The sequence below is a fragment of the Enterobacter nematophilus genome, from assembly GCF_026344075.1.
GTDB lineage: Bacteria > Pseudomonadota > Gammaproteobacteria > Enterobacterales > Enterobacteriaceae > Enterobacter > Enterobacter nematophilus.
The window spans coordinates 147,436-172,744 of record NZ_JAPKNE010000003.1 but is presented as its reverse complement, the minus strand read 5'-3'; the positions used below and the strand labels follow the sequence as shown (position 1 = coordinate 172,744).

Annotated in this window: 24 protein-coding genes; 17 read left to right on the top strand and 7 right to left on the bottom strand. The window is 55.0% G+C overall.

The features are described from left to right. The first annotated feature begins 95 nt into the window (after positions 1-95). A complete protein-coding gene (locus OSH03_RS10550; RefSeq protein WP_266178990.1) occupies positions 96-1,982 on the top strand; it encodes an ATP-dependent nuclease in 1,887 nt (628 codons plus the stop codon). A 55-nt stretch (positions 1,983-2,037) separates the two neighbouring features. Here the strand turns inward: OSH03_RS10550 and rlmG are convergent, their stop codons facing one another. Further along, on the bottom strand, positions 2,038-3,174 hold the full coding sequence (rlmG, locus tag OSH03_RS10545) for a 23S rRNA (guanine(1835)-N(2))-methyltransferase RlmG (RefSeq protein ID WP_266178989.1): 1,137 nt from the start codon (positions 3,172-3,174) through the stop codon (positions 2,038-2,040). A gap of 83 nt (positions 3,175-3,257) precedes the next feature. Between rlmG and OSH03_RS10540 the strand changes: the two genes are divergently transcribed. From OSH03_RS10540 to sstT, 4 genes are all read left to right on the top strand, one after another. Further along, positions 3,258-3,761 carry a M48 metallopeptidase family protein gene (locus tag OSH03_RS10540; RefSeq protein ID WP_061096999.1) on the top strand — a complete coding sequence of 168 codons (504 nt, stop codon included), beginning with the start codon at positions 3,258-3,260 and terminating at the stop codon, positions 3,759-3,761. 70 nt (positions 3,762-3,831) lie between these two features. Further along, positions 3,832-4,830: a Gfo/Idh/MocA family protein gene (locus tag OSH03_RS10535; protein ID WP_049000041.1), complete on the top strand. Its 999-nt coding sequence runs from the start codon at positions 3,832-3,834 to the stop codon at positions 4,828-4,830. A 251-nt stretch (positions 4,831-5,081) separates the two neighbouring features. Beyond that, positions 5,082-6,050 carry a TerC family protein gene (locus OSH03_RS10530; RefSeq protein ID WP_061096997.1) on the top strand — a complete coding sequence of 323 codons (969 nt, stop codon included), beginning with the start codon at positions 5,082-5,084 and terminating at the stop codon, positions 6,048-6,050. Between the two features lie 219 nt (positions 6,051-6,269). Continuing rightward, a complete protein-coding gene (gene sstT / locus OSH03_RS10525) occupies positions 6,270-7,511 on the top strand; it encodes a serine/threonine transporter SstT (protein ID WP_253543327.1) in 1,242 nt (413 codons plus the stop codon). Positions 7,512-7,591: 80 nt separating this feature from the next. On the opposite strand, the gene OSH03_RS10520 is transcribed toward sstT, so the two are convergent. Then, complete coding sequence (locus OSH03_RS10520; RefSeq protein WP_266178988.1) at positions 7,592-9,079, bottom strand: UxaA family hydrolase; 1,488 nt, start codon at positions 9,077-9,079, stop codon at positions 7,592-7,594. A gap of 17 nt (positions 9,080-9,096) precedes the next feature. Further along, complete coding sequence (gene uxaC, locus OSH03_RS10515) at positions 9,097-10,509, bottom strand: glucuronate isomerase (protein WP_266178987.1); 1,413 nt, start codon at positions 10,507-10,509, stop codon at positions 9,097-9,099. A 476-nt stretch (positions 10,510-10,985) separates the two neighbouring features. On the opposite strand from uxaC, the gene OSH03_RS10510 reads away from it, so the two are divergent. The 11 genes from OSH03_RS10510 to OSH03_RS10460 all read left to right on the top strand — a co-directional run bounded on the left by OSH03_RS10510 (position 10,986) and on the right by OSH03_RS10460 (position 18,243). Then, positions 10,986-12,284 carry an MFS transporter gene (locus OSH03_RS10510; protein ID WP_266178986.1) on the top strand — a complete coding sequence of 433 codons (1,299 nt, stop codon included), beginning with the start codon at positions 10,986-10,988 and terminating at the stop codon, positions 12,282-12,284. 115 nt (positions 12,285-12,399) lie between these two features. Next, complete coding sequence (exuR, locus tag OSH03_RS10505; protein ID WP_028014506.1) at positions 12,400-13,176, top strand: transcriptional regulator ExuR; 777 nt, start codon at positions 12,400-12,402, stop codon at positions 13,174-13,176. A 343-nt stretch (positions 13,177-13,519) separates the two neighbouring features. After that, the gene (gene yqjA / locus OSH03_RS10500) at positions 13,520-14,182 is read left to right on the top strand and encodes a DedA family general envelope maintenance protein YqjA (RefSeq protein WP_061096992.1); all 663 of its coding nucleotides are present in this window, start codon (positions 13,520-13,522) and stop codon (positions 14,180-14,182) included. A gap of 2 nt (positions 14,183-14,184) precedes the next feature. Next, positions 14,185-14,568 carry an EnvZ/OmpR regulon moderator MzrA gene (mzrA, locus tag OSH03_RS10495; protein ID WP_028014507.1) on the top strand — a complete coding sequence of 128 codons (384 nt, stop codon included), beginning with the start codon at positions 14,185-14,187 and terminating at the stop codon, positions 14,566-14,568. Positions 14,569-14,711: 143 nt separating this feature from the next. Then, positions 14,712-15,080, top strand: a complete 369-nt coding sequence (locus tag OSH03_RS10490) for a DUF1090 domain-containing protein (RefSeq protein ID WP_061096991.1) — start codon at positions 14,712-14,714, stop codon at positions 15,078-15,080. 29 nt (positions 15,081-15,109) lie between these two features. Then, positions 15,110-15,415 carry an ElaB/YgaM/YqjD family protein gene (locus OSH03_RS10485; RefSeq protein WP_008503141.1) on the top strand — a complete coding sequence of 102 codons (306 nt, stop codon included), beginning with the start codon at positions 15,110-15,112 and terminating at the stop codon, positions 15,413-15,415. Between the two features lies 1 nt (position 15,416). Then, on the top strand, positions 15,417-15,815 hold the full coding sequence (locus tag OSH03_RS10480) for a phage holin family protein (RefSeq protein WP_013098867.1): 399 nt from the start codon (positions 15,417-15,419) through the stop codon (positions 15,813-15,815). Beyond that, on the top strand, positions 15,812-16,108 hold the full coding sequence (locus tag OSH03_RS10475; RefSeq protein ID WP_014885330.1) for a YqjK-like family protein: 297 nt from the start codon (positions 15,812-15,814) through the stop codon (positions 16,106-16,108). Before OSH03_RS10480 ends, OSH03_RS10475 begins: the two co-directional genes overlap by 4 nt. A gap of 210 nt (positions 16,109-16,318) precedes the next feature. Then, complete coding sequence (locus tag OSH03_RS10470) at positions 16,319-16,711, top strand: DoxX family protein (protein ID WP_151414009.1); 393 nt, start codon at positions 16,319-16,321, stop codon at positions 16,709-16,711. A gap of 71 nt (positions 16,712-16,782) precedes the next feature. Further along, positions 16,783-17,769 carry a glutathione S-transferase family protein gene (locus OSH03_RS10465; protein WP_266178985.1) on the top strand — a complete coding sequence of 329 codons (987 nt, stop codon included), beginning with the start codon at positions 16,783-16,785 and terminating at the stop codon, positions 17,767-17,769. Positions 17,770-17,877: 108 nt separating this feature from the next. Continuing rightward, the gene (locus OSH03_RS10460; protein WP_266178984.1) at positions 17,878-18,243 is read left to right on the top strand and encodes a DUF805 domain-containing protein; all 366 of its coding nucleotides are present in this window, start codon (positions 17,878-17,880) and stop codon (positions 18,241-18,243) included. A 41-nt stretch (positions 18,244-18,284) separates the two neighbouring features. Here OSH03_RS10460 and yhaJ read toward each other — a convergent pair whose 3' ends face one another. Continuing rightward, entirely contained in the window at positions 18,285-19,187 is a 903-nt protein-coding gene (gene yhaJ / locus OSH03_RS10455) for a DNA-binding transcriptional regulator YhaJ (protein ID WP_003862655.1), read from the bottom strand. 104 nt (positions 19,188-19,291) lie between these two features. Here yhaJ and OSH03_RS10450 point away from each other — a divergent pair, with 104 nt between their 5' ends. Then, positions 19,292-19,993 carry a pirin family protein gene (locus OSH03_RS10450; protein ID WP_266178983.1) on the top strand — a complete coding sequence of 234 codons (702 nt, stop codon included), beginning with the start codon at positions 19,292-19,294 and terminating at the stop codon, positions 19,991-19,993. Positions 19,994-20,072: 79 nt separating this feature from the next. Here the strand turns inward: OSH03_RS10450 and OSH03_RS10445 are convergent, their stop codons facing one another. The 3 genes from OSH03_RS10445 to pflB all read right to left on the bottom strand — a co-directional run bounded on the left by OSH03_RS10445 (position 20,073) and on the right by pflB (position 25,294). Beyond that, entirely contained in the window at positions 20,073-21,374 is a 1,302-nt protein-coding gene (locus tag OSH03_RS10445; protein ID WP_266178982.1) for an L-cysteine desulfidase family protein, read from the bottom strand. 20 nt (positions 21,375-21,394) lie between these two features. Beyond that, a complete protein-coding gene (locus OSH03_RS10440) occupies positions 21,395-22,726 on the bottom strand; it encodes an SLC5/6 family protein (RefSeq protein ID WP_266178981.1) in 1,332 nt (443 codons plus the stop codon). A gap of 273 nt (positions 22,727-22,999) precedes the next feature. Beyond that, a complete protein-coding gene (gene pflB / locus OSH03_RS10435; RefSeq protein ID WP_266178980.1) occupies positions 23,000-25,294 on the bottom strand; it encodes a formate C-acetyltransferase in 2,295 nt (764 codons plus the stop codon). Positions 25,295-25,309: the final 15 nt, after the last annotated feature.

Here is a 25,309-nt window from a genome sequence, read left to right as displayed (position 1 = left end):
CTAATTAAATACATATTGCTAAATACAATACAAACAGTAAGTATATAGAATGATTCAAAAATCATTCCATCAACTACTTTTAAAAAGGATTTCACATGTCAACAGTACCCAAAATATGCAGACTGGAAGTTTCAAACTTTGGTTGTATTGGTAGTGAGAAAATTGCTCTAGATATTGATAAAATTGTCATTTTGGTAGGACCAAACAACGCTGGTAAAAGTACTATTCTCAGAGCATATGAAGCCGTTACAGATGGATTAAAACTCTCAATTGAAGATTTTCATAATAAAACTGTGGATGTTAATCACCTACCTGAAATTATCGTGCATTCAATCGTTACAAATGAAAACAAGCCCGGTGATAAATGGTGTCATCCAATAGATGGAAGTGATAATTTCATGGTTAAAGAAAAATGGAAATGGATGAATATAAACTCGGATCCAATTAGAGTTGGTTATAATATAAATGCAAATCGCTGGGCTGAACCAAGCGATGAAGAAACTATGCCTTGGGGTGTTAACAACGTTGCAAAATCCCGCAGACCGAAACCACATAGAGTTAACACATTTGATGATCCTGATGTTCAAACGAAGGCAATAACCTCTTTGTTGAAAAACTTACTTGAAGATGGGATAAAAACTATAAAACAACATGATGAGGATGAATTTAGTAAATATGAAAAACTTGTAGATGAATTAAGAGAACTTCGAAACTCCTCTAAACAATTACAAAGTGAAAACATTAATGCATTAGAACAAGAAGCGAATCAAATAATTGGACAAATATTCCCTAGCCATTCATTGAAGATTTACTCACCAGAAAGCACAGCCCCGATTAAAATTGATTTATTAGGAGATGAGTTTTTATTAGAAATGGGTCCAACTGATGGTACTACTTTCCCATTAGAGAAACAAGGGAGTGGAAGTAGAAGAACAGCTCTGTGGACGATATTGAAGCTGCTGGCCGATAAAGGAGTAGCTGCTAAGCCTGCGTCATCAAAAGCTAAAACATATCACGAAAAATTAGGTCCCAACATAGCCCATGTTTTATTACTAGATGAACCAGAAGTAAGTTTACATCCACAAGCAACTGCTCTTGCGAGAGATGTTCTTTATAGTTTACCTGATAATGAAAACTGGCAAATAATGATCGCCACACATTCACCGAGCTTTATAGACCTTACAAAAGATCATACAACAATTATTAGAGTTGATAAAAATTCAGACAATAACATAAAAACAACAACCTTGTTTAGACCCGACAAAGCGCAACTTGATAATAATGATAAAGAAAATCTTAAATTAATTAATCTATTCGATTCTCACATATCGGAAGCTTTTTTCGGCGGAAGGATTATGATTGTTGAGGGAGACACTGAATACTCAGCATTTAATTACATCAAACAAACTGAAAAATCTAGGAACAACTTTGAATATCAGGACCTAAACATTATCAGAGCCAGAGGTAAAGTTACTGTTGCTTCGATGATGAAAGTTCTCAATCATTTTGGAGTAAAATACTATGTTTTGCACGACACTGACACACCATTAATAATTTCCAAAAGAAAGAATAAAAAATTGAGCACTCCAGATTTGATTGTTTACGAGACATTCGAAAGTGTAAATCCTGCATGGACTAATAATAATAAAATATTAGCTAATCAAAGCGAGAATTCACGAGTAATCGCATCAATCATAAATTTCGAAGAGGCATATTTTGATGAAACGATTGGTAGTGAAAAACCTGATAATTGTATAAAACATATGAAAGAAGAGGATGATTTGTACAATAAAATAAAAGATCTTTTGGATGGCATTCTCGAAATAGAAGGCAGCTGTCTTCCTCCTGGGGCACTAGTTTGGTCAAAACTAGAAGATATTGCTGAGGCAGTCACAGCTCGCTTAACGGCAGTGCAGATTACTAACTCGGTTACTCCAATAGAAATTGAAACTAATGCTATGACTCAGGAAACTGCATCATAAGTTTGTTAAAAGAATGAAAAAGCCCGGTAAGCGAAGCGCTACCGGGCAAACAATCTTAGCGACGGCGACCCAGCTTCACCGATTTCAGCACCACAAACTTGTTATTGGTGGCAATGGTGACGCAGTTGCCGAAAATCTTCTTCAGCTTGTGGAAGTAGTCCAGGTGGCGGTTCGCCACGATGTACAGCTCGCCGTTGATTTTCAGGCAGCGGCGCGCGTGGTGGAACATCTCCCACGCGACGTTATCCGTCAGGGCGTGCTTCTGGTGGAACGGCGGGTTGCAGAACACGGCGTTGAAGCGGAATGGCTCTACGCCGGAGAGCGCGTTGTTGATCATAAACTCGCAGCGATCCACCGCTTCCGGCATGTTGGTTTCCGCGTTCAGACGGCTGGAGGCCACCGCCATCGGCGATTCGTCGCTGAACACCACGCTGGCTTCCGGGTTCTTCGCCAGCAGCGTCAGGCCAATCACGCCGTTGCCGCAGCCCAGATCGACGATTTCCCCTTCCAGATTTTCCGGCAGGTGCTCCATAAAGAAACGCGCCCCGATGTCCAGCCCGGTGCGGGAGAAAACGTTCGCATGGTTGTGGATGGTCCAGTCGGTGCCTTCCAGCTTCCAGCTCAGCGTCTCCGGCGCGTCGGCCAGCTCCGGTGCGCTAAAGGTGCAGTTGATCAGGCGCGCTTTTTTCCAGGCCAGCGTCGTGGTGGTCGGGCCGAGCACTTTCTCGAACAGCTCCAGCGTTGAGGTATGGATATCGCGCGCTTTAGCACCCGCGATAATGCGGGTTTCCGGCGTCACGACCTTACGCAGCGCGCGCAGCTGCTGCTCCAGCAGCGCCATGGTTTTTGGTACCTTGATCAATACCACGCCCGGCGCATGCGGGTAGTCCGCGGTGCTGTCGAGGAACTTCACGCTGGACTCGTCGATGTCGTTATGGCGCAGGTTTTCACGCGTCGCCAGCTCGCTCAGGTAGGAATCGCCGATGCTGTAAGGCGCGTGCTCCGCCAGGGCGCAGCCGAGCGCGCCAAACGCGTCATTCAGGATCAAAACCGGGCCGCGGATTTCAGTCTCATCCAACTGCTGCAGCAGATATTCATCCGCCGCTTCCCACGCCTGAAGCGGGTTAACGTCGTCCGTTTCCGGGAAACGTTTAAGGTTGAGTGAACGGAAACCGTTGTCTAAGTGGCTCATCGGCCCTCCTGAATGGTAAAATTTGGCGTATCCCTGAAAAGGGTGCGTGAGTATACCCGTTTTCGCATTAATTTGGGCTTTTGATGAACCAACTTACTTATCTCCAGGGCTATCCGGAGCATTTACTTTCCCAGGTTCGAAGCCTGATTGCCGAGCAGAAGCTCGGCGCGGTGCTGGAAAAACGCTACCCCGGCACGCACGATTTCGCGACCGATAAGGCCCTCTGGCAGTATACGCAGGATCTAAAAAGCCGGTATCTGAAGAGCGCGCCGCCGATAAACAAGGTGATGTACGACAACAAGATCCACGTGCTTAAAAACGCGCTCGGCCTGCACACCGCTATCTCCCGCGTGCAGGGCGGCAAGCTGAAAGCGAAGGCCGAGATCCGCGTGGCGACCGTGTTTCGTCACGCGCCGGAAGCGTTTCTGCGGATGATCGTGGTCCATGAGCTGGCGCACCTGAAGGAGAAAGAGCACGACAAAGCGTTCTATTCCCTGTGCTGCCACATGGAGCCGCAGTACCACCAGCTGGAGTTTGACACCCGCCTGTGGCTTACGCATTTATCGTTAAATGGTAATGCGGAATAGCGCACTGGTTTTGCAATAATCCCGTGCTACAGTGGCTAAAGGTTCCCTGCTACGGAGTACGTAAACGTTTATGATACGTTTCGCAGTCATTGGAACGAACTGGATCACGCGCCAGTTCGTCGACGCCGCCCACGAAACCGGCAAACTTAAGCTCACCGCAGTCTATTCCCGCAGCCTTGAGCAGGCGCAGAGCTTTGCTAACGACTACCTTGTCGAGCATCTCTTCACCTCCCTGGATGAAATGGCGCAAAGCGACGCCATTGACGCGGTCTATATCGCCAGCCCGAACTCCCTGCACTTCCCGCAAACGGCGCTGTTTCTCGGCCACAAAAAGCATGTGATCTGCGAGAAGCCGCTGGCCTCCAATATTGAGGAAGTGGAAGCGGCCATTGCGCTTGCTCGCGAAAACCAGGTGGTGCTGTTCGAAGCGTTCAAAACCGCCAGCCTGCCGAACTTCCTGCTGCTGCAGCAGTCCCTGCCGAAAATTGGCAAAGTGCGTAAAGCCTTTATCAACTACTGCCAGTACTCGTCGCGCTATCAGCGCTATCTGGACGGTGAAAACCCGAATACCTTTAACCCGGCCTTCTCGAACGGCTCGATCATGGACATCGGTTTCTACTGCCTGGCCTCTGCGGTTGCCCTGTGGGGCGAGCCGCACGGCGTCACGGCCACCGCCAGCCTGCTGGAGAGCGGCGTGGATGCGCACGGTTTGGTGGTGCTGGACTACGGTGATTTTAGCGTCACGCTACAGCACTCCAAGGTGAGCGATTCCGTGTTGCCGAGCGAAATTCAGGGCGAAGCCGGGTCGCTGGTCATCGAAAAAATCTCCGAATGCCAGAAGGTGAGTTTTGTGCCGCGCGGCGGAAAAGCGCAGGAGCTGACGCAGCCTCAGCATATTAACACTATGCTCTATGAGGCAGAGGTCTTCGCCCGTCTGGTGGAAGATAATGAAGTGAATCACCCTGGCCTTGCGGTAAGCCGCACCACGGCGAAGCTGCAGACCGAGATCCGCCGCCAGACCGGCGTGGTGTTCCCGGCAGACGGCGTCGGCGCAGAAGCTATCGCGTAAAGCTGTGTAATGAAACGGCGCAGACCATTGACGAAACCGATGGTCTGACATATTTTGTTACCTGCAAAGGGGAGTAACTTCTTCGCCGGTGGATCGTCATTACGATGCGTGCAAAACCGCATCCGGTCGCCGGGCAACCTTTATGGTTGTAAGTGAGACCTTGCCGGGAGGCGAGGTCTATGCATAAAAAGCTAACGGCTATCGTCTTCTGACCATAGCCGTTTTTGTTTTTTATGTGTAAGGAAAATAGTATGCATTCTGTCGGCACTCCAATGCTGTGGGGCGGATTCGCGGTTGTCGTGCTCATCATGCTGGCGATCGACCTCTTTTTGCAGGGTCGTCGCGGCGAGCACGGCATGAGCGTCAAGCAGGCCGCCGTCTGGTCACTGGTGTGGGTTAGCCTCTCACTCCTTTTCTGCGCCGCCTTCTGGTGGTATCTGGCCTCGACCGAAGGCCGTGCGGTGGCCGATCCTCAGGCGCTCGCTTTCCTCACCGGCTATTTGATTGAAAAAGCCCTTGCGGTTGATAACGTCTTCGTCTGGCTGATGCTGTTCAGCTACTTTGCCGTGCCTGCTGCCCTGCAGCGCCGCGTGCTGGTATACGGCGTATTGGGTGCCATTGTCCTGCGTACCATCATGATCTTCGCCGGCAGCTGGCTGATTGCCCAGTTCGAATGGCTGCTGTACGTGTTCGGCGCGTTCCTGCTGTTCACCGGGGTCAAGATGGCGCTGGCGAAAGAAGACGATACCGGTATCGGCGATAAGCCGCTGGTGAAGTGGATCCGCGGCCATCTGCGCATGACGGACAAGATCGAGAGCGAACACTTCTTCGTGCGTAAGAACGGCCTGCTGTTCGCCACCCCGCTGCTGCTGGTGCTGATTCTGGTCGAGCTGAGCGACGTGATTTTCGCCGTAGACAGCATCCCGGCGATCTTCGCGGTGACGACCGACCCGTTCATCGTGCTGACCTCTAACCTGTTTGCGATCCTTGGTCTGCGTGCCATGTACTTCCTGCTGGCAGGCGCGGCTGAGCGCTTCTCGATGCTGAAGTACGGCCTGTCGGTGATCCTGGTGTTTATCGGTATCAAGATGCTGATCGTCGATTTCTACCATATCCCGATCGCTATCTCGCTTGGCGTGGTGTTCGGCATTCTGCTGGTGACGCTGCTTATCAATACCTGGGTTAACCGCCAGCACGATAAGAAGCAGCAGGTGGAGTAATCCCCTCACCCCGGCCCTCTCCCTCAGGGAGAGGGTGGACACACTTTTGTGACGCAATAGTTAAAAAATATGATGTGACACGTAAAATCCAGCATTTTACTCTTCCGCCTTTCGCTGCTTTCCCTGATACTCAACCAGGCAAACAAAAACTTACATCCGGACACAAATGTGACTTAGAGCACATCCAGGATGGAACGCAATTTCACTCAGGAATAACGTATGAGCACACAATCACGCGGTCTGTTCGCGCGCCTGGCGCAGGGCAGCCTTGTAAAACAAATTCTGGTCGGGTTGGTACTGGGTATTCTGCTGGCGATGGTGTCAAAACCTGCCGCGGAAGCCACGGGGCTGCTCGGCACCCTTTTCGTTGGCGCGCTGAAGGCCGTCGCACCGGTACTGGTGCTGATGCTGGTGATGGCGTCGATTGCCAACCACCAGCACGGACAAAAAACCAACATTCGCCCTATTCTGTTCCTGTATCTTCTGGGAACCTTCTCTGCTGCCTTAACGGCCGTTGTGTTCAGCTTCCTGTTCCCGTCCACGCTGCACCTGACCAGCGCCGCCGGTGATGTCACGCCGCCGTCCGGGATTGTAGAAGTGCTGCGCGGTCTGCTGATGAGCATGGTTTCTAACCCCATCACCGCGCTGATGAATGCAAACTACATTGGTATTCTGGTCTGGGCGATTGGTCTGGGCTTCGCGCTGCGTCACGGCAACGAAACCACGAAAAACCTGGTGAACGATATGTCGAACGCCGTCACCTTTATGGTGAAACTGGTGATTCGCTTTGCGCCAATCGGGATCTTCGGTCTGGTCTCCTCCACGCTGGCAACCACCGGTTTTGACGCGCTGTGGGGCTACGCCCAGCTGCTGGTGGTTCTGGTCGGCTGTATGCTGCTGGTGGCGCTGGTGATCAACCCGCTGCTGGTGTTCTGGCAGATCCGCCGTAACCCTTATCCACTGGTGCTGACCTGCCTGCGCGAAAGCGGCGTGTACGCCTTCTTCACCCGCAGCTCGGCGGCGAACATTCCGGTGAACATGGCGCTGGCGGAGAAGCTGAACCTGGACCGCGATACCTATTCCGTGTCGATCCCGCTGGGTGCAACCGTGAACATGGCGGGTGCGGCTATTACCATCACCGTGCTGACCCTGGCGGCAGTGCATACGCTGGGCGTTCCGGTGGATCTGCCTACGGCGCTGCTGCTGAGCGTGGTGGCGTCGCTGTGTGCCTGTGGCGCATCCGGCGTGGCGGGCGGTTCGCTGCTGCTGATCCCGCTTGCGTGCAATATGTTCGGCATCCCGAACGAGATTGCGATGCAGGTTGTGGCCGTCGGCTTCATCATCGGCGTGCTGCAGGACTCCTGCGAAACCGCGCTGAACTCCTCTACCGACGTGCTGTTCACCGCAGCGGCCTGTCAGGCGGAAGACGCGCGTTTAGCGAAGAACGCATTGCGAGGTTAACAGCAAAACGGCAACCCTGAGGTTGCCGTTTTTAGTGTTTGTACCCTCTCCTCGTGGGAGAGGGCATCAGGCCGCACCGATTAAAGCGTCACACCACTCTTAAAGATCGCCAGCTCGCGGAAGTCGTTCTTCTCGTTGCAGGTCTGCCTGCCGTTAGCAAACTCCACGATAGTGTCCACGAACTCCGTCAGCAGCTGCGGCATCGCTTTGCCGTGGATCAGCTGGCCCGCGTCGAAATCAATCCAGTGCTTTTTCTTCGCCGCCAGCTCGCTGTTGGTGGCGATTTTGACCGTCGGGACAAAACCGCCGTACGGCGTACCGCGACCGGTGCTGAACAACACCATGTGACAGCCCGCCCCCGCCAGCGCGCTGGTGGCGACCGCATCGTTGCCCGGAGCGCTCAGCAGGTTCAGACCGTGGGTTTTCAGGCGTTCGCCGTAGCGCAGAACGTCCACCACCTGGCTGGCGCCCGCTTTCTGGGTGCAGCCGAGAGATTTCTCCTCCAGCGTGGTGATCCCGCCCGCTTTGTTACCCGGCGACGGGTTTTCATAAATCGGCTGATTATGGGCAATGAAGTACTGTTTGAAGTCGTTCACCATGGTGACGGTCTTCTCGAACGTCTCTTCGTCGCGGCAGTGGCTCATCAGAATGCGCTCCGCGCCGAACATTTCCGGCACTTCGGTCAGCACCGTCGTGCCGCCGTTGGCAATCACGTAATCCGAGAAGCGGCCCAGCATCGGGTTGGCGGTAATGCCGGAAAGACCGTCAGACCCGCCGCACTCCAGCCCAAACTTCAGCTCGCTCAGCCTGCCCGGCTCGCGCCTGTCGTGGCGCATCGCCTCGTACAGCTGGTGCAGCTGCTCAACGCCCGCTTCCACCTCGTCGTCCTGATGCTGGCACACCATGAAGTGAACGCGCTCAGGGTCGAATTCACCCAGCGTCTCGCGGAAGGCGTCGACCTGGTTGTTCTCGCAGCCGAGGCCGATCACCAGCACCGCACCCGCGTTCGGGTGGCGCACCATGTTTTGCAGCATGGTGCGGGTGTTGATGTGGTCGTCACCCAACTGGGAGCAGCCGTAGGTGTGGCTGAACAGATGCACGCCGTCGGTGCCCTCGGCATCGTGGGTCTCTTTCAGGAAACGCGTCTGAATTTGACGCGCGATGCCGTTCACGCAGCCGACGGTCGGGAGGATCCACAGCTCGTTGCGGATCCCCACCTCACCGTTCGCGCGACGGTAGATTTGCACCTCGCGATCCCCCGCCTGCACTTCTTCTTTCGGTAGAACAGGTTGATAGCTGTACTCGTCCAGATCGCTGAGATTGGTGCGGGTGTTGTGGGAATGAATATATTCACCCGGCGCAATATCCGCCAGCGCATGGCCGATGGGCAAACCGTACTTCACCACGTTCTCCCCTTTTGCAATGGGGATCAGGGCAAACTTGTGTCCACGTCCAATGGCCTGGCGCAGCGTGACCGACTGGTTGTCGAAGGTCACTTCCGTGCCTTCGGTTAAATCTGCCAGCGCGACGGCCACGTTATCCAGCGAATGGATTTTGATGTATTGCATATCAACCTCAGACGGCCTTAGTTCAGTTCAATGGCGAAGTAGTCGCGCGCATTGTTAAAGCAGATGTTTCTCACCATTTCGCCCAGCAGCTGGAGATCCGCTGGCGCTTCGCCCGCATGCACCCAGCGGCCAATCATCTGGCACAGAATGCGGCGGAAATATTCATGGCGAGTGTAGGAGAGGAAGCTGCGGCTGTCGGTCAGCATGCCGATAAAGCGGCTCAGCAGGCCAAGCTGCGCCAGCTGCGTCATCTGTCGCTCCATGCCGTCTTTCTGATCGTTGAACCACCAGCCGGATCCGAACTGCATCTTGCCCGGCATCCCCTCGCCCTGGAAGTTGCCAACCATAGTGCCCAGCACTTCGTTATCGCGCGGGTTCAGGCAGTAAAGAATGGTTTTCGGCAGCAGGTTTTGTTCGTTCTGTTTGCTCAGCAGTCTGGACAGCTCTTCCGCCAGCGGGCGGTCGTTGATGGAGTCAAATCCCACGTCCGCGCCCAGCAGCTTGAACTGGCGCTGGTTGTTATTGCGCAGCGCACCGATGTGGTACTGCTGTACCCAGCCGCGACGGGCGTATTCCGCACCGAGGAACACCAGCACCGCGGTTTTGAACTGCGCCACTTCATGCTGGCTAAGCGATTCACCGGACAGGCGACGCGCCAGGATGCTGTCCAGTTCCGCTTCGTTTGATTCCGCAAACATCACCACGTCCAGCGCGTGGTCGGAGACTTTACAGCCGTGCGCCGCGAAGTGATCCAGTCGTTTGGTCAGCGCGGTTTGCAGGTCCGCGAAACGACGGATGTCGGTATCGGACACTTCCGCCAGCTTCGCCATATAGTCGTTGAAGGTGGCCTGTTCGATGTTGAAGGCTTTGTCCGGGCGCCAGCTTGGCAGCACTTTGATGTCAAAAGAGGTGTCTTTGGCGACGATTGCATGATGCTCCAGGGAGTCAATCGGATCGTCGGTGGTGCCCACCATCTTCACGTTCATCTGCTTCATGATGCCGCGCGCGGAGAAGTTATCCTGCGCCAGCAGCGCATTGCACTGGTCCCAGATCTCATCCGCCGTCGCGGGAGAAAGCAGCTTGCCGGTGATGCCAAACGGACGGCGCAGTTCGAGGTGCGTCCAGTGGTAAAGCGGGTTGCCGATAGTGTGCGGAACGGTCGCCGCCCAGGCGTCAAACTTCTCGCGATCGCTCGCGTCGCCGGTACACAGGCGCTCGGCCACGCCGTTGGTGCGCATCGCACGCCATTTGTAGTGGTCACCCTTTAGCCAGATATCATACAGGTTTTTGAAACGATAATTTTCGGCAACCTGCTGCGGCGGTAAATGGCAGTGGTAGTCGAAAATCGGCTGGTCTTTTGCGTAGTCGTGGTACAGGCGGCGGGCAAATTCGGTATCTAACAGAAAATCGTCGGTCATAAACGGCGTCATTATCGTCTTCCTCATTACGGGAGCGTCAGAAAGCGTATGTTCATATGCTGCAAAGTTATCACACCAATTTCCACCAGCCGACGTTTTTTTCGTGAGTCAGATCAATAAACGTCGACAAATAAATTACCCAAATTGGGGTAAACCACTCTACAGACCGCGTCGGTACTGGCTTCAGCCGCAACGAATAATGCCCCTACAAAGGATCATACATTTGTGATGTCACTCACCTTTTAAAGTTGTATGACAAGTTATCTTTTCGCCGTCGCAAACACTAAGCCGACGGAATGCATTACCGGTGTGAGAAACATCGGATTTAACGGTACGGATGCCGACTTATGCACGCTTACTTATGGCAAGGTTCGGGCCGTTCCGGGACATTCTCCCGGCTACGCCCCTCCCGTTACACAACTGCTCCCGGCAACGGTTGAGAGGTTGCCGTGCTCTGGCGCGGAAATAACATAACGATGAGGTTTTAGATGCGTAAAATTAAAGGGTTACGTTGGTATATGATCGCGCTGGTGACGCTGGGCACCGTGCTGGGCTACCTGACACGTAACACCGTGGCAGCCGCGGCGCCGACGTTGATGGAAGAGCTGCATATCTCCACGCAGCAATACTCTTATATCATCGCGGCGTATTCTGCCGCTTACACCGTAATGCAGCCTGTTGCTGGGTATGTTCTCGATATTCTGGGTACAAAAATCGGCTATGCCTTCTTCGCCATCGCCTGGGCGGTATTCTGCGGCGCAACCGCACTGGCAGGCAGCTGGGGCGGTCTGGCGCTGGCGCGTGGCGCGGTCGGTGCGGCAGAAGCCGCAATGATCCCGGCGGGGCTGAAAGCCAGCTCCGAGTGGTTCCCGGCAAAAGAGCGTTCCATTGCGGTAGGTTACTTCAACGTGGGCTCGTCCATCGGCGCGATGATTGCGCCGCCGCTGGTGGTGTGGGCCATCGTGATGCACAGCTGGCAGATGGCGTTCATTATCTCTGGCGTGCTGAGCTTTGCCTGGGCAATGGCGTGGCTGGTTTTCTATAAGCACCCGCGCGATCAGAAGAAACTCTCCGAGGAAGAACGCGAATACATTATTGGTGGTCAGGAAGCGCAGCATCAGACCAACAATGGCAAGAAGATGTCCGTCTGGCAGATCCTGGGCACCCGTCAGTTCTGGGGTATCGCCCTGCCGCGCTTCCTGGCTGAACCGGCCTGGGGCACCTTCAACGCGTGGATCCCACTGTTTATGTTTAAAGTCTACGGTTTTAACCTGAAAGAGATCGCGATGTTCGCCTGGATGCCGATGCTGTTCGCTGACCTGGGCTGCATCGTGGGCGGCTACCTGCCGCCGCTGTTCCAGCGCTGGTTTGGGGTAAACCTGATCGTTTCCCGTAAGATGGTGGTGACCATGGGCGCGCTGCTGATGATTGGCCCGGGCATGATCGGCCTGTTCACCAGCCCCTACGTCGCTATCGCGCTGCTGTGCATCGGTGGTTTTGCGCACCAGTCGCTCTCCGGCGCGCTGATTACACTCTCCTCTGACGTCTTCGGCCGTAACGAAGTGGCAACCGCCAACGGCCTGACCGGTATGGCCGCGTGGACCGCAAGTACGATGTTCGCGCTGGTCGTCGGCGCGCTGGCGGATACCATCGGCTTCAGCCCGCTGTTCGCGGTGCTGGCAATCTTCGACCTGATGGGTGCGGTGGTTATCTGGACGGTGCTGAAAAGCAAATCCGCAGACGAGCTGGCGAAAGAGTCTCTTGGGCGACCGGCCACGCAGAGTTAGCGAAAATGCGTTTCACCGAAGCCGCCTCCGGGCGGCTTTTTTAATGGCAAAATCTGGAGAGTATTCCGTGAAAGTGGTATAACAAATCATCTGCCGTACCCTGCCTGGAGCGCATATGGAAATCACCGAACCACGTCGTTTATATCAACAACTTGCTGCCGAGCTGAAAGATCGCATCGAGCAAGGGGTCTATCTTGTCGGTGATAAACTTCCCGCCGAGCGCTTTATCGCGGATGAAAAAAGCGTGAGCCGCACCGTGGTGCGCGAAGCGATTATCATGCTGGAAGTGGAAGGCTACGTCGAGGTACGCAAAGGTTCCGGCATTCACGTTATTTCTAATCAGCCGAAACATTCTCCGGTGGCGGATGAAAGTCTGGAATTCGCCAGCTACGGTCCGTTTGAGCTGCTCCAGGCTCGCCAGCTGATCGAAAGCAATATTGCCGAATTTGCCGCCACGCAGGTGACCAAGCAAGACATCATGAAGCTGATGGAGATTCAGGAGAACGCCCGCAAGGAAAAATGTTTCCGTGACTCCGAGTGGGACCTGCAGTTTCACGTTCAGGTTGCCCTGGCCACCCAGAATACGGCGCTGGCGGCAATCGTTGAGAAAATGTGGACTCAGCGCGTTCACAACCCCTACTGGAAAAAACTGCACGATCACATCGATTCCCGCACGGTCGACAACTGGTGTGACGATCACGACCAAATCCTTAAGGCGCTGATTCGTAAAGATCCCCACGCCGCAAAACTGGCCATGTGGCAACATCTGGAAAACACCAAACAGATGCTGTTCAATGAAACCAGTGACGACTTTGAATTTAACGCTGACCGCTATCTTTTTGCCGATAATCCTGTCGTTCATCTCGATACGGCCCCGAGCGGCGCAAAATAGGCGACCTTTCTTCCGGCAGGCGCTTCGCTGCGCCTTCCCGTCTGAGTGGGTAAGCAAAACATATATAGTGTCAGCCTTTGTAAAATCCCTCGCTCACTTTCTGGGCTTACGCCAAAATCACCTCACCCTGCAAATTCTGTGACGCAGAACGTCGGGCTTTGTTACAATTGGATTCACTTCGTTATTTTGAAAGTTAGTGCTTGCTAACCAGCCAATTAACAGGGAACAGTGTTGGCCACACCGCAATGTGTCCGCGAGCGACCATAATGAAATCACAACAATGTCGCCGTGCTGTTTGTCCCGGATAACAGGCGAGACGTTAACCGATTTCCAGGAACACTGAATGGAACTTTTGACCCAACTGCTGCATGCCCTTTGGGCGCAGGATTTTGAAACGCTGGCCAACCCTTCCATGATTGGCATGCTCTATTTCGTCTTGTTTATGATTCTGTTCCTCGAGAATGGTTTGCTGCCTGCGGCCTTCTTACCGGGTGACAGTTTGCTGGTGCTTGTCGGCGTGCTGTGTGCCAAAGGCGCAATGGCGTTCCCACAGACCATTTTATTACTGACCGTCGCGGCCAGCCTTGGCTGCTGGGTGAGTTATATTCAGGGAAGATGGCTGGGCAATACCCGAATAGTACAGAACTGGCTTTCCCATCTGCCTGCGCACTATCACCAGCGGGCGCACCACCTGTTCCATAAGCATGGGCTTTCCGCGCTGCTGATTGGCCGCTTTATCGCCTTTGTACGCACCCTGCTGCCCACCATTGCCGGGCTGTCCGGGTTGAGCAGCGCACGCTTCCAGTTCTTCAACTGGATGAGCGGCCTGTTATGGGTGCTGATCCTGACGACGCTGGGCTATGCGCTGGGTAAAACGCCGGTCTTCATGAAATATGAAGATCAGCTGATGTCATGCCTGATGCTGCTGCCTGTTGTTCTGCTGATCTTCGGCCTGATTGGCTCGCTGGTTGTCCTGTGGAAGAAAAAATACGGAGCGCGAGGTTAACGATGGTTATCTCACCGCTCGCCATGCGCCGCTTTGCCTGTGCCTTTATTGCACTGGTGATGCTCAGCGCCGTACTGCTGGCCTGGAACACGCTTTCACACCAGGACGCTACGCTGGCCATTCGCCCGGTAAACCAGGGGGGCGGTGTGCCTGACGGTTTTTCTGTCTGGCATCATCTGGATGCAAACGGCATCCGCTTTAAGAGCATCACCCCGCAGGACGATGTTTTACTGATTAAGTTTGATTCCCGTGCGCAGAGCGCTGCCGCGAAAGCGGTTCTTGACCGAACGCTGCCGCACGGATATATCATTGCCCAGCAGGAAGATGACAACCCGCCAGCCGCGTGGTTATCATTGATTCGCGATACGTCGCATCGGTTTGGATAACTTCCTGGATTCCGAATCTTTTCACTCACTTTGGTGAATCCCCCGTTTACTTACTATGCTTAAGTACGCGGAGCACCCCTCGAATGTACTCCGCATAATTTTGGATAGCGGCTAACCCCGCAACACAATGGAAGGTTTCGATAATGAAATTCCGCATGACCCTGGCTCTGGCCCTTTTTTCTTTAAGCACGGCGACCTTCGCAAACTCTCTCTGTCAGGAGAAAGAACAGGATATTCAGCGTGAGATCGGTTATGCCGAAAAGCATAACAACCAGCACCGTGTTGATGGTCTCAAAAAAGCGCTGAGCGAAGTGAAAGCAAACTGTTCAGACAGCAAGCTACGTGCCGATCACCAGAAGAAAATCGCTGAACAGAAGGACGAGATAGCCGAGCGCCGTCAAGACCTGCAGGAAGCGAAAGAGAAAGGGGATGCGGAAAAAATTGCTAAGCGCGAGAAGAAGTTGAAAGAGGCGCAGGACGACCTGAAAGCGCTGGAAGCTCGCGATTATTGAGTTAACGGAAATCTCAACAGGAGAGAATCATGTCAAAAGATACGACGTCTGAACATCTGCGCGCTGAACTGAAATCCCTGGCCGATACCCTTGAAGAGGTGCTGAACTCCTCTGCCGATAAGTCGAAAGAAGAAGTGAGCAAGCTGCGCAGCAAAGCGGAGCAGGCGCTGAAAGAGAGCCGCTACCGCCTGGGTGAAACCGGTGATGCGCTGGCGAAACAGACCCGTGAAGCGGCTGCCCGTGCAGATGAATATGTGCGCGACAATCCATGGACGGGTGTTGGTATTGGTGCCGCAGTGGGTGTGGTGCTGGGTGTCCTGCTGACGCGTCGTTGATATGGAAGATCCTCGTCACGCACAAGGGCCTGCTAATAACGTCCTCGGCATCGGCCAGCGTATTTTGACGACGCTGGTTGGGATTGCCGAAACGCGCGTCCGGCTGGCAGTGGTCGAACTGGAAGAGGAGAAAGCGAACCTCTTCCAGATGCTGCTGATGCTCGGGCTGACCATGCTCTTCGCCGCGTTTGGTCTGATGAGCCTGATGGTGTTAATCATCTGGGCCATTGACCCGCAGTATCGACTCAACGCGATGATTGCCACGACCGTCGTTCTGCTGGTCGCGGCGTTGATTGGCGGCATATGGACGATGCGTAAAGCGCGCAAGTCCACTTTCCTGCGCCACACGCGCCAGGAACTGGCTAACGATCGCGCCCTGCTGGAGGATGACAAGCCGTGAGCGATAAAGCGGAACGTCAGAAGCGAAAAGCGTACCTGTTAAGTCAGATCCAGCAGCAGCGGCTGGATCTGTCTGCCAGCCGCCGTGACTGGATCGACGCGACGCGACGGTTTGACCGTGGCTGGAATACCTTCCTGAGCCTGCGTTCGTGGGCGCTGGTCGGCAGCAGCGTGATGGCTATCTGGACGGTTCGTCATCCGAATATGCTCATCCGCTGGGCCCGACGCGGTTTTGGTGCCTGGAGCGCCTGGCGTCTGGTGAAGGCGACGTTGCGACAACAGCAGCTGCGGTGATAAACGCAAAACGGTAACTCAGGTTACCGTTTTTTATTTTTGCGCACACTCCTTTGCTCAATATCTTTGAAGAAGATTGACAGTTTTCCTTGCTAACAATTGCTACCCGCCCCGTTTATTATCCTCTCCATCGACAGCAGAGCCGCGGTATCTACCCGGAATTGCACAAAAATAATGTTCAGCCACGCATGTGGTTTCCTGGAGAGTAAAATGAAAAAATTAGAAGATGTTGGTGTACTGGCTGCGCGTATTCTGATGCCAATTCTGTTTATCGTGGCAGGCTGGGGCAAAATCACCGGATATGCGGGTACCCAGCAGTATATGGAAGCCATGGGCGTTCCGGGGTTCCTGCTGCCGCTGACTATTCTGCTTGAGTTCGGCGGCGGCCTGGCGGTTCTGTTCGGCTTCCTGACCCGCACCACCGCGCTGTTTACCGCGGGCTTTACCCTGCTGACCGCGTTCCTGTTCCACAGCAACTTTGCTGAAGGCGTGAACTCACTGATGTTCATGAAAAACCTGACCATCGCGGGTGGCTTCCTGCTGCTGGCTATCACAGGTCCAGGCGCATACAGCATCGACCGCCTTCTGAATAAGAAGTGGTAAGCACGCTATACTGATTGAACCCAAAGCGAGGAGATATCTCCTCGCTTTTGCTATCTGACGGAGGACAAAAAATGGGACAACTCGTAGACGGCGTCTGGCAGGATGTCTGGTATGACACTAAATCCACCGGAGGACGCTTCAAGCGCTCTGTTTCGGCCTTCCGTAACTGGCTGACGGCAGACGGCGCGGCTGGCCCGAGCGGCGAAGGCGGCTTCGCGGCGGAGAAAGATCGTTATCATCTGTACGTTTCTCTTGCCTGCCCGTGGGCGCACCGCACGCTGATTGTGCGCAAGCTTAAAGGTCTCGAATCTTTGATTCCGGTTTCGGTGGTAAACCCGCTGATGCTGGAAAACGGCTGGACGTTCGACAGTGATTTCCCCGCCGCGACCGGTGACGACCTGTATCACCACGATTTCCTCTACCAGCTCTACCTGCGTGCCGATCCGCACTACACCGGACGCGTTACGGTGCCGGTACTCTGGGATAAGAAAAACCAGACGATCGTCAGCAATGAGTCCGCGGAAATCATCCGCATGTTTAACACCGCGTTTGACGCGCACGGTGCCCGCGCCGGAGATTATTACCCGGTCGAGCTGCGGGATAAAATTGACGAGCTGAACGGCTGGATTTACGACAACGTGAACAACGGGGTCTATAAGGCCGGTTTTGCTACCAGCCAGGAAGCCTACGACGAAGCGGTCGGAAAAGTCTTTGAATCCCTGGAACGGCTGGAGCAAATCCTCGGCCAGCACCGCTATTTAACGGGCGATCGGCTGACGGAAGCGGACATTCGCCTGTGGACCACGCTTATCCGCTTCGACCCCGTTTACGTCACCCACTTCAAGTGCGATAAGCACCGCATCAGCGACTACATGAACCTGCACGGTTTCCTGCGCGACATCTACCAGATGCCAGGGATCGCGGAGACGGTCGATTTTGACCATATTCGCACCCACTATTTCCGCAGCCACAAAACCATTAACCCGACGGGCATTATCTCCATCGGCCCGTGGCAGGACCTGGATGAACCGCACGGGCGCGACGTTCGTTTTGGATAAATACGAAGGGCATCAGCAGATGCCCTTTTTTAATTCACAATCTCCATCTATCCTTATCTCGATCGCTTAAAAAACAAGTGATTGACCGATTATTGAGGCAAGGAAAAAATGGACTGGTATTTAAAAGTACTGCGCAACTACATTGGATTTGGTGGCCGCGCCCGCCGCAAAGAGTACTGGATGTTCGTTCTGGTGAACTTCGTCCTGATTATGGTGCTGGGCATCGTGGATAAAATCCTCGGCTGGGAACGCGCCGGCGGTGAAGGCGTACTCACTACGATTTATGGCTTGCTGGTATTGCTGCCTTCATGGGCCGTGCTGTTTCGTCGTCTCCACGATACCGATCGTTCGGCGTGGTGGCTGCTGTTGCTGTTGATCCCGCTCGTCGGCTGGATCGTGATTTTGATTTTCAACTGTCAGAGCGGCACGCCGGGCGAAAACCGCTTTGGTCCGGATCCTAAAATCGACGCGTAAATTCCTGCCCGGTAGCGCTTACGCTTACCGGGCCTGCACGCTTATTTGTTGTGATGCGCAAAGAGCTTTGGAATTTCGCGCAGGCACCACGATTTGGCTTCGCCCATGCTGTCGCGGCGCCACGCCATAATAATGTCCACTTCGCTGGTGTACTCCGGGCTCACCACCCGCAGTCGCCCTTCCGCAATATCTTTTTCCACAAATGGGTAGGGCATCGTCGCTACGCCCAAACCGGCCAGCAGCGCCTGCCGCTTGTCTTCCAGTGACGTGACCGTCAGACGAGGCTGTTTATCCAGCAGCTGAACCGTCAGCACCGGACGCTCGCGCGCGGTATCCGCCACCGCCACGCCGCGATACTTCACGCGCGTGACCTCAGAAAGCGGTTCCGGCTCCTGGTGAATCGGGTGATCCGGCGCGGCAACGTAGACGTTCATGACGCTGTAAAGCTTGCGGGAGTTGATTTCCGAGGATGAGCGGAAGTGCATGTCTGGCGCAATGACGATATCCGCCCTGCCCGTCTCCAGACGCTCCCACGCCCCGGCCAGCACCTCGGTGATGATCGACAGCTGCGTGTTGGCCTTTGCCGCCAGGCGGTCCACCAGCGGGAACAGCGCTTCAGTTGGCACCAGCGCTTCGGTGACTAACGTCAGGTGGGTTTCCCAGCCTCGTGCCAGCGCTTCGGCGTCCGTGGTGAGCTTGTCCGCCGCTTCCAGCAGCACGCGACCGCGCTCCAGCAGCATCCGCCCCACGTTGGTGAATTTTGTTCGATGACCGGAGCGATCGAAAAGCACCACGTCCAGCTCTTCCTCCAGTTTCTGCATGGTGTAGCTCAGCGCAGACGGAACGCGCCCCAGTTCATCTGCCGCCGCGGCAAAGCTGCCGCGCCGGTCAATCGCGTCCATGACGCGCAGCGCCTCAAGCGTCAATGCTCTCTCTTTAGCCATCTCGTTCTCATTCAGGAAATTTGAACATACCGGGCAGAATATCTGGCTAACAATGCAGCGTCCATACCTTTACCATTGTTTTAGTGTAAAGAGAGGTCAAGTTTATGATTACGACAAGAACAGCTAAACAGTGCGGACAAGCCGATTTCGGTTGGCTGCAGGCCCGCTACACCTTTTCCTTTGGACACTACTTTGACCCTAAACTCCTCGGTTACGCTTCACTGCGCGTGTTGAATCAGGAAGTGCTCGCCCCGGGCGCCTCCTTCCAGCCGCGTACGTACCCGAAAGTCGATATCCTGAACCTGATCCTGGAAGGCGAGGCAGAATACCGCGATAGCGAGGGCAATCATGTCCAGGCAAAGGCTGGCGAAGCGTTGTTAATTTCCACGCAGCCAGGCATCAGCTACAGCGAGCATAACCTCAGCAAAGACAAAACGCTGACCCGCATGCAGCTGTGGCTGGACGCCTGCCCTGAGCGGGAAAATCCGCTGGTGCAGAAATTAGATCTGAAAGGTGATAAACAGCAGCTGATTGCCTCGCCTGACGGCAGCAGAGGCAGTTTGCAGCTGCGTCAGCAGGTATGGCTGCACCATATCGAACTGAAGAAAGGCGAACAGGCAAGCTTCCAGCTGCACGGTCCGCGCGCCTATTTGCAGTCCATTCACGGTACGGTGCATGCGGTGACGCATACGGAAGAGAAAGAAGCGCTCACCTGCGGCGACGGGGCGTTTATTCGTGATGAAGCGAATATTACCCTGGTGGCGGATACGCCGCTGCGCGCGCTGCTGATTGATTTGCCGGTTTAAAGACCCACTCGCCCTTACCCCTCACCCTAGCCCTCTCCCCTTTGGGGAGAGGGCTAGGGTGAGGGGTGAAGGTCAATCGCTACACCTTACTCGCCATAATCTCAATGATCTGCCGGTCCGTAGCCTGCATCGAACGGCACGCCAGCGCGCACAGGTTGGCGATCGACTGCTCCACGTCGTGCGCCACTATGCCCTCGTTGCCCGTCACGGCAGTATTATCCAGCGCCATCATCACCGCTTTCCAGGCGCTGCTGACGCTGGTTGAGACCTTCATGGCGCAGCTGTTAGACGCCCCATCGCAGATCGTCCCGCTGACGTCACCGATCATACTGCCGATCGCCATAGAAATGGTCTGGTAAGAACCGCCCATCAGCCACGCCATCCCCGCCGCAGCACCCATCGCCGCCGTTGTCGCCGCACACAGCGCGGACAGGCGCGGAAGCTGGTAATGAATATAGATCGCCGACAGATGCGAAAGCATCAGCGCCCGCGCCAGCCGTTCATCATCGGCCTGAACGTGCCCGGCGACCACGACAACCGGCATGGTGGCCGTGATCCCCTGATTCCCGGAGCCAGAGTTGCTCATCGCCGGCAGCGTCGCGCCGCCCATGCGGGCATCCGAGGCCGCGCTGGTGCGGATAACGATGTCTGAACCCAGATCCTGCCCCATCCATCCGCGTGCGCGCTGCTTATTGAGGGTCGCGCCAATGTGCAGCCCCCACTTCCCGCTGAGCCCTTCACGAGAGAGCGCGTCGTTCAATTGCCCTGCTTCCAGGATAAAGCGGATCGCCTCGAACGGTACCTGCTCCACAAACTCAAGGATCTGCGAGAGCGTGGTGTTTGACAGTACCGCCAGCGGATCGTTACATACCTCAGCCTGCCGATCGCCAAGCCTGAAGCGCGTTTCGCCCTGACAAACCACCTCCACCACGCGGGTATGTCCGCCCGCAATGGTCACCATGGCCGAGGACTCACCGGCGTAAACGCAGGCACGCGAGTAGAGGATCTCCTCGCAGGGCTCCTGCAATTTCACCTGCACCAGACCGGCGCTAAGCATTGCTTTGGCCCGCGCCAGCGCATCGGCGGTGACATCTTTCAGCACCTCCAGCCCCGCCTGCGCATTGCCACCGATGGCGCCCAGCGCCGCCGCAATGGGCAACCCGACCATGCCGGTACCCGGCACCGTTACGCCAAGCCCGTTCTTCATCAGATTCGGCGATACCCACGTCTCAATCTGCGTGACGTCGCCAGTCAACTGCTCTGCGGCAATCGCACAGGCAAGGGCCAGAGAAACGGGCTCGGTGCACCCCAGCGCAGGCTTAACTTCTTCCTGCACTACGCGAATAAATTGATTCCATAAAGGATGAGTTTGCTCAGACATCGTTACGACCTTATTTGCCCTCAGGAAAATGCGAGGAAAGGAGAAACACAAAGCAGCAGCCCGGTGATGACGATAATCACCAGCGAGACGCCTTTATATTTATGCAGCGCCGGTACCTTATAGACCAGCCATGCAGGGATCAGGCAGCCCACCATGCCGAAGATGGGGCTACAGATAGAGGTGAAGCTCAGTACCGGCGCGTTTAAGACGATCGCGCTCCAGGCCAGCAGGATAGCGAACAGCATGATCCCGCGCTGGACGGTGCTTTCATTAATACGTTCAGCCGGCATTTTGCGGCGCAGGATATTCATCACGATCCCCTGCGTGGCCTCGCGAAAGCCGAGGTAAACGCCGAAGAAGGCGGTCATCACGGCAAAAATATTGAGGATCACGCTGACGATTTTGACCCAGCCCGCGCCGTCGCCGCTGATAAACTGCGCCGCAATCGCCAGGGCTGAAATGTTCTGCTCGTAGGCTTTCACCGCCTCGTCGTGTCCCATCGCCAGGGTGAAAGAGACGGCGTAGAAGAAGACCGTGACAAACAGTATGCCAAAGGCGATATTCATCGCCCGCAGCGCTTTATGGCGCGCTACCTCAACGGATTTTTCCCGTGAACGATATGAAATCACCATCGGGCTTAAGGTCTGAATAAACAGAATGGAGGTTAAGGTAAAGGGCAGCGTAATAATGGCATTTTTTATCAGCAGCCCCATCGGCGGCAGCATGCCCACGTTGGCTAAATGCCAGAGACCAATCATTGAAAGACCCAGCGCGGCAACCACAAATAATTTAGTCAGCACCATCAGGCTGGAGACTTTAAACAGCAGCTTTTCACCGCGCGACGAAATGGCGACCAGGATGCAGATCAGGAATAAGCCGTAGAACGGATTCTCCGAGAGCAAACCGTCGGTCACACCGAAGGTATGCAAATACGAGGCGCTGTCGTTGGTGATGGCAGTGGAATAGACAAACATCCAGATCACCAGCATCACGAAATAGAGCGCACCTAATAAGATGCCCCAGTTTTTACCTAAATAACCGCTGATCACGCTCGGGTAGTCTTTGCATTCCGGCGATTCCGCCAGCGTATTTATAAACAGCCGCTGGAACAGGTACATGGCCGGATAACCAATAATCGACGAGAGCAAAAAGACCCACAGCCCCATTAATCCCACCTGAACCGGGAGAAAAACAATCCCCGCGCCGATGGCCATCCCGATACTCATGATGACCCAGCCCGTGTCGGTGCTGTCGAATTTAATTGCCTCTCGCCATTCGCTTTCGCTCATTCCCGCCCGCCTTGCCGCAGGGGAATCCTTCACAATCACACTGCTGTTTGTTGCCGTATTCATTGGGCACTCGCTTATTTTGTAGGGTAAACAGTTGTTTTTATTAGGTTCAGATCGCCAGCGATTGCGATTCAGAGAGCAGCAGGTGTTTATAGTTGATGTGAGAAAATCATAGCCGGAGCGAGGGAGAAAAAAGTCACAAGTTTTATAAGGATTTTCTGACGCTGTAGGAAAACTTGCTACTGGATGTGTAAGTGAGAAAGCTATTTTCTAAATGTGACGATATTCACGAAATTAAAAGCCTCCTCACACGAGGAGGCACAATGGCAATTTGAATTACATAGCCTGCGTAAACGTCCGCGAAATCACGTCCTGCTGCTGCTCCCGCGTCAGGGCGTTAAACCGCACCGCGTAGCCGGATACGCGGATCGTCAGGTTCGGGTAGTTCTCCGGGTGCACGATCGCATCCAGGAGCATCTCCCGGTTCATGACGTTGACGTTCAGGTGCTGCCCGCCCTCAATGGACGCTTCATGATGGAAGTACCCGTCCAGCAGTCCCACCAGGTTGGTTTTGCGCACCAGTTCGTCCTTACCCAGGGCCTGCGGCACGATGGAGAAGGTGTAGGAGATCCCGTCCTTCGCATAGGTGAACGGCAGCTTGGCGACCGACGTTAGCGAAGCCACCGCACCTTTTCTGTCGCGCCCGTGCATCGGGTTCGCGCCAGGCGCAAACGGCGTGCCGCCGCGGCGTCCGTCCGGCGTGTTGCCGGTCTTCTGGCCGTAAACCACGTTGGAGGTGATGGTCAGGATCGACTGGGTCGGCACCGCGTTGCGGTAGGTTGGCAGCGCCTGAATTTTCTTCATAAAACGCTCCACCAGATCGCAGGCAATGCTGTCCACGCGATCGTCGTTGTTGCCGTACTGCGGGTAGTCCCCTTCTATTACGAAATCGACTGCCAGACCGGTATGGTCGCGCACCGGCTTCACCGTCGCGTATTTAATGGCCGAGAGGGAATCCGCCGCCACCGACAGCCCGGCGATGCCGCAGGCCATGGTACGATAGACGTCCCGGTCATGCAGCGCCATCAGCGAGGCTTCGTAGCTGTACTTATCGTGCATGTAGTGAATGAGATTCAGCGCGCTGATGTACTGCACCGCCAGCCAGTCCATAAAGTGGTCGAGGCTCGCCATCACGGTGTCGTAATCCAGCACCTCATCAAGCAGCGGCTCGGTTTTCGGGCCGACCTGGATCTTCAGCTTCTCATCCACCCCGCCGTTGATCGCGTACAGCAGCGTTTTGGCGAGGTTAGCGCGCGCGCCGAAGAACTGCATCTGCTTGCCGATCACCATCGGGCTGACGCAGCAGGCGATGGCGTAGTCGTCGCTGTTGAAGTCCGCGCGCATAAGATCGTCGTTCTCATACTGCAGCGACGAGGTGACGATCGACACCTGCGCGGCGTATTTCTTGAACGCGATCGGCAGCTGTTCAGACCAGAGGATCGTCAGGTTCGGCTCCGGCGCGGGCCCCATGGTGTGCAGGGTGTGCAGATAGCGGAAGCTATTTTTGGTCACCAGCGTGCGCCCGTCCAGCCCCATGCCGCCGATCACTTCCGTGGCCCAGATCGGATCGCCGGAGAAGAGCGTGTCGAACTCCGGCGTGCGCAGGAAGCGCACCATGCGGATCTTCATAATGAAGTGGTCGATCAGCTCCTGGGCCTGGACTTCGTCCAGCCTTCCTGCCTGCATGTCGCGTTCGATGTAGATATCGAGGAACGACGCCGTGCGCCCCAGCGACATCGCTCCGCCGTTCTGGGATTTTACAGCGGCAAGGTAGGCAAAATAGACCCACTGCACCGCTTCCCGGGCATTCATCGCCGGGCGGGAGATATCAAAGCCGTAGCTTGCCGCCATCTGCTGGATCTGGAGCAGCGCGCGCCTATGCTCCGCCAGCTCCTCGCGCAGGCGGATCGTCGCTTCAAGATCTTCACCGCGCTCCAGCCTGCCCTGCAGATCGGCAAACTGCAGTTCGCGCTCGCGCACCAGATAGCTGATGCCGTACAGCGCCACGCGGCGATAGTCGCCGATGATGCGCCCGCGCCCATAGCCGTCCGGCAGGCCGGTGAGCACGCCGGATTTGCGGCAGCGCATCATCTCCGGTGAATAGACGTCAAACACCCCCTGGTTGTGGGTTTTGCGCAGGTCGGTAAACAGGTATTCGAACTGCGGATCCATCTCCCGGCCGTAGGCTTCGAACGAACTGCGGATCATGTTGATCCCGCCGTATGGATGCAGAGCGCGCTTGAGCGGCTTGTCGGTTTGCAGGCCGACGATCGTCTCCAGATCCTGGTCGATATAGCCCGGTCCGTGGGCGGTAATGGTGGTGGCAATGTTGGTGTCGAAATCCACCGGGGCGTGGGTGGCATTCTCCTGGCGAATGCCGACCATCACCTTCTGCCACAGCGCCGTCGTTGCTGGCGTCGCCTGCGCGAGGAAAGCTTCATCGCCTTCATAAGGGGTGTAGTTATGCTGAATAAAATCGCGGACGTTGACGGCGTTTTTCCATTCTTTACCGCGAAACCCGGCCCATGCGTCGCTGTAGGGCACGACGCCCGTATCGATTATTACTTTCATGTGATTCTCGCTTTA

Coding starts and splice junctions, on each gene's coding strand:
- OSH03_RS10550 (WP_266178990.1), top strand. CDS start 96: ATGTCAACAGTACCCAAAATATGCAGACTGGAAGTTTCAAACTTTGGT.
- rlmG (WP_266178989.1), bottom strand. CDS start 3,174: ATGAGCCACTTAGACAACGGTTTCCGTTCACTCAACCTTAAACGTTTC.
- OSH03_RS10540 (WP_061096999.1), top strand. CDS start 3,258: ATGAACCAACTTACTTATCTCCAGGGCTATCCGGAGCATTTACTTTCC.
- OSH03_RS10535 (WP_049000041.1), top strand. CDS start 3,832: ATGATACGTTTCGCAGTCATTGGAACGAACTGGATCACGCGCCAGTTC.
- OSH03_RS10530 (WP_061096997.1), top strand. CDS start 5,082: ATGCATTCTGTCGGCACTCCAATGCTGTGGGGCGGATTCGCGGTTGTC.
- sstT (WP_253543327.1), top strand. CDS start 6,270: ATGAGCACACAATCACGCGGTCTGTTCGCGCGCCTGGCGCAGGGCAGC.
- OSH03_RS10520 (WP_266178988.1), bottom strand. CDS start 9,079: ATGCAATACATCAAAATCCATTCGCTGGATAACGTGGCCGTCGCGCTG.
- uxaC (WP_266178987.1), bottom strand. CDS start 10,509: ATGACGCCGTTTATGACCGACGATTTTCTGTTAGATACCGAATTTGCC.
- OSH03_RS10510 (WP_266178986.1), top strand. CDS start 10,986: ATGCGTAAAATTAAAGGGTTACGTTGGTATATGATCGCGCTGGTGACG.
- exuR (WP_028014506.1), top strand. CDS start 12,400: ATGGAAATCACCGAACCACGTCGTTTATATCAACAACTTGCTGCCGAG.
- yqjA (WP_061096992.1), top strand. CDS start 13,520: ATGGAACTTTTGACCCAACTGCTGCATGCCCTTTGGGCGCAGGATTTT.
- mzrA (WP_028014507.1), top strand. CDS start 14,185: ATGGTTATCTCACCGCTCGCCATGCGCCGCTTTGCCTGTGCCTTTATT.
- OSH03_RS10490 (WP_061096991.1), top strand. CDS start 14,712: ATGAAATTCCGCATGACCCTGGCTCTGGCCCTTTTTTCTTTAAGCACG.
- OSH03_RS10485 (WP_008503141.1), top strand. CDS start 15,110: ATGTCAAAAGATACGACGTCTGAACATCTGCGCGCTGAACTGAAATCC.
- OSH03_RS10480 (WP_013098867.1), top strand. CDS start 15,417: ATGGAAGATCCTCGTCACGCACAAGGGCCTGCTAATAACGTCCTCGGC.
- OSH03_RS10470 (WP_151414009.1), top strand. CDS start 16,319: ATGAAAAAATTAGAAGATGTTGGTGTACTGGCTGCGCGTATTCTGATG.
- OSH03_RS10465 (WP_266178985.1), top strand. CDS start 16,783: ATGGGACAACTCGTAGACGGCGTCTGGCAGGATGTCTGGTATGACACT.
- OSH03_RS10460 (WP_266178984.1), top strand. CDS start 17,878: ATGGACTGGTATTTAAAAGTACTGCGCAACTACATTGGATTTGGTGGC.
- yhaJ (WP_003862655.1), bottom strand. CDS start 19,187: ATGGCTAAAGAGAGAGCATTGACGCTTGAGGCGCTGCGCGTCATGGAC.
- OSH03_RS10450 (WP_266178983.1), top strand. CDS start 19,292: ATGATTACGACAAGAACAGCTAAACAGTGCGGACAAGCCGATTTCGGT.
- OSH03_RS10445 (WP_266178982.1), bottom strand. CDS start 21,374: ATGTCTGAGCAAACTCATCCTTTATGGAATCAATTTATTCGCGTAGTG.
- OSH03_RS10440 (WP_266178981.1), bottom strand. CDS start 22,726: ATGAATACGGCAACAAACAGCAGTGTGATTGTGAAGGATTCCCCTGCG.
- pflB (WP_266178980.1), bottom strand. CDS start 25,294: ATGAAAGTAATAATCGATACGGGCGTCGTGCCCTACAGCGACGCATGG.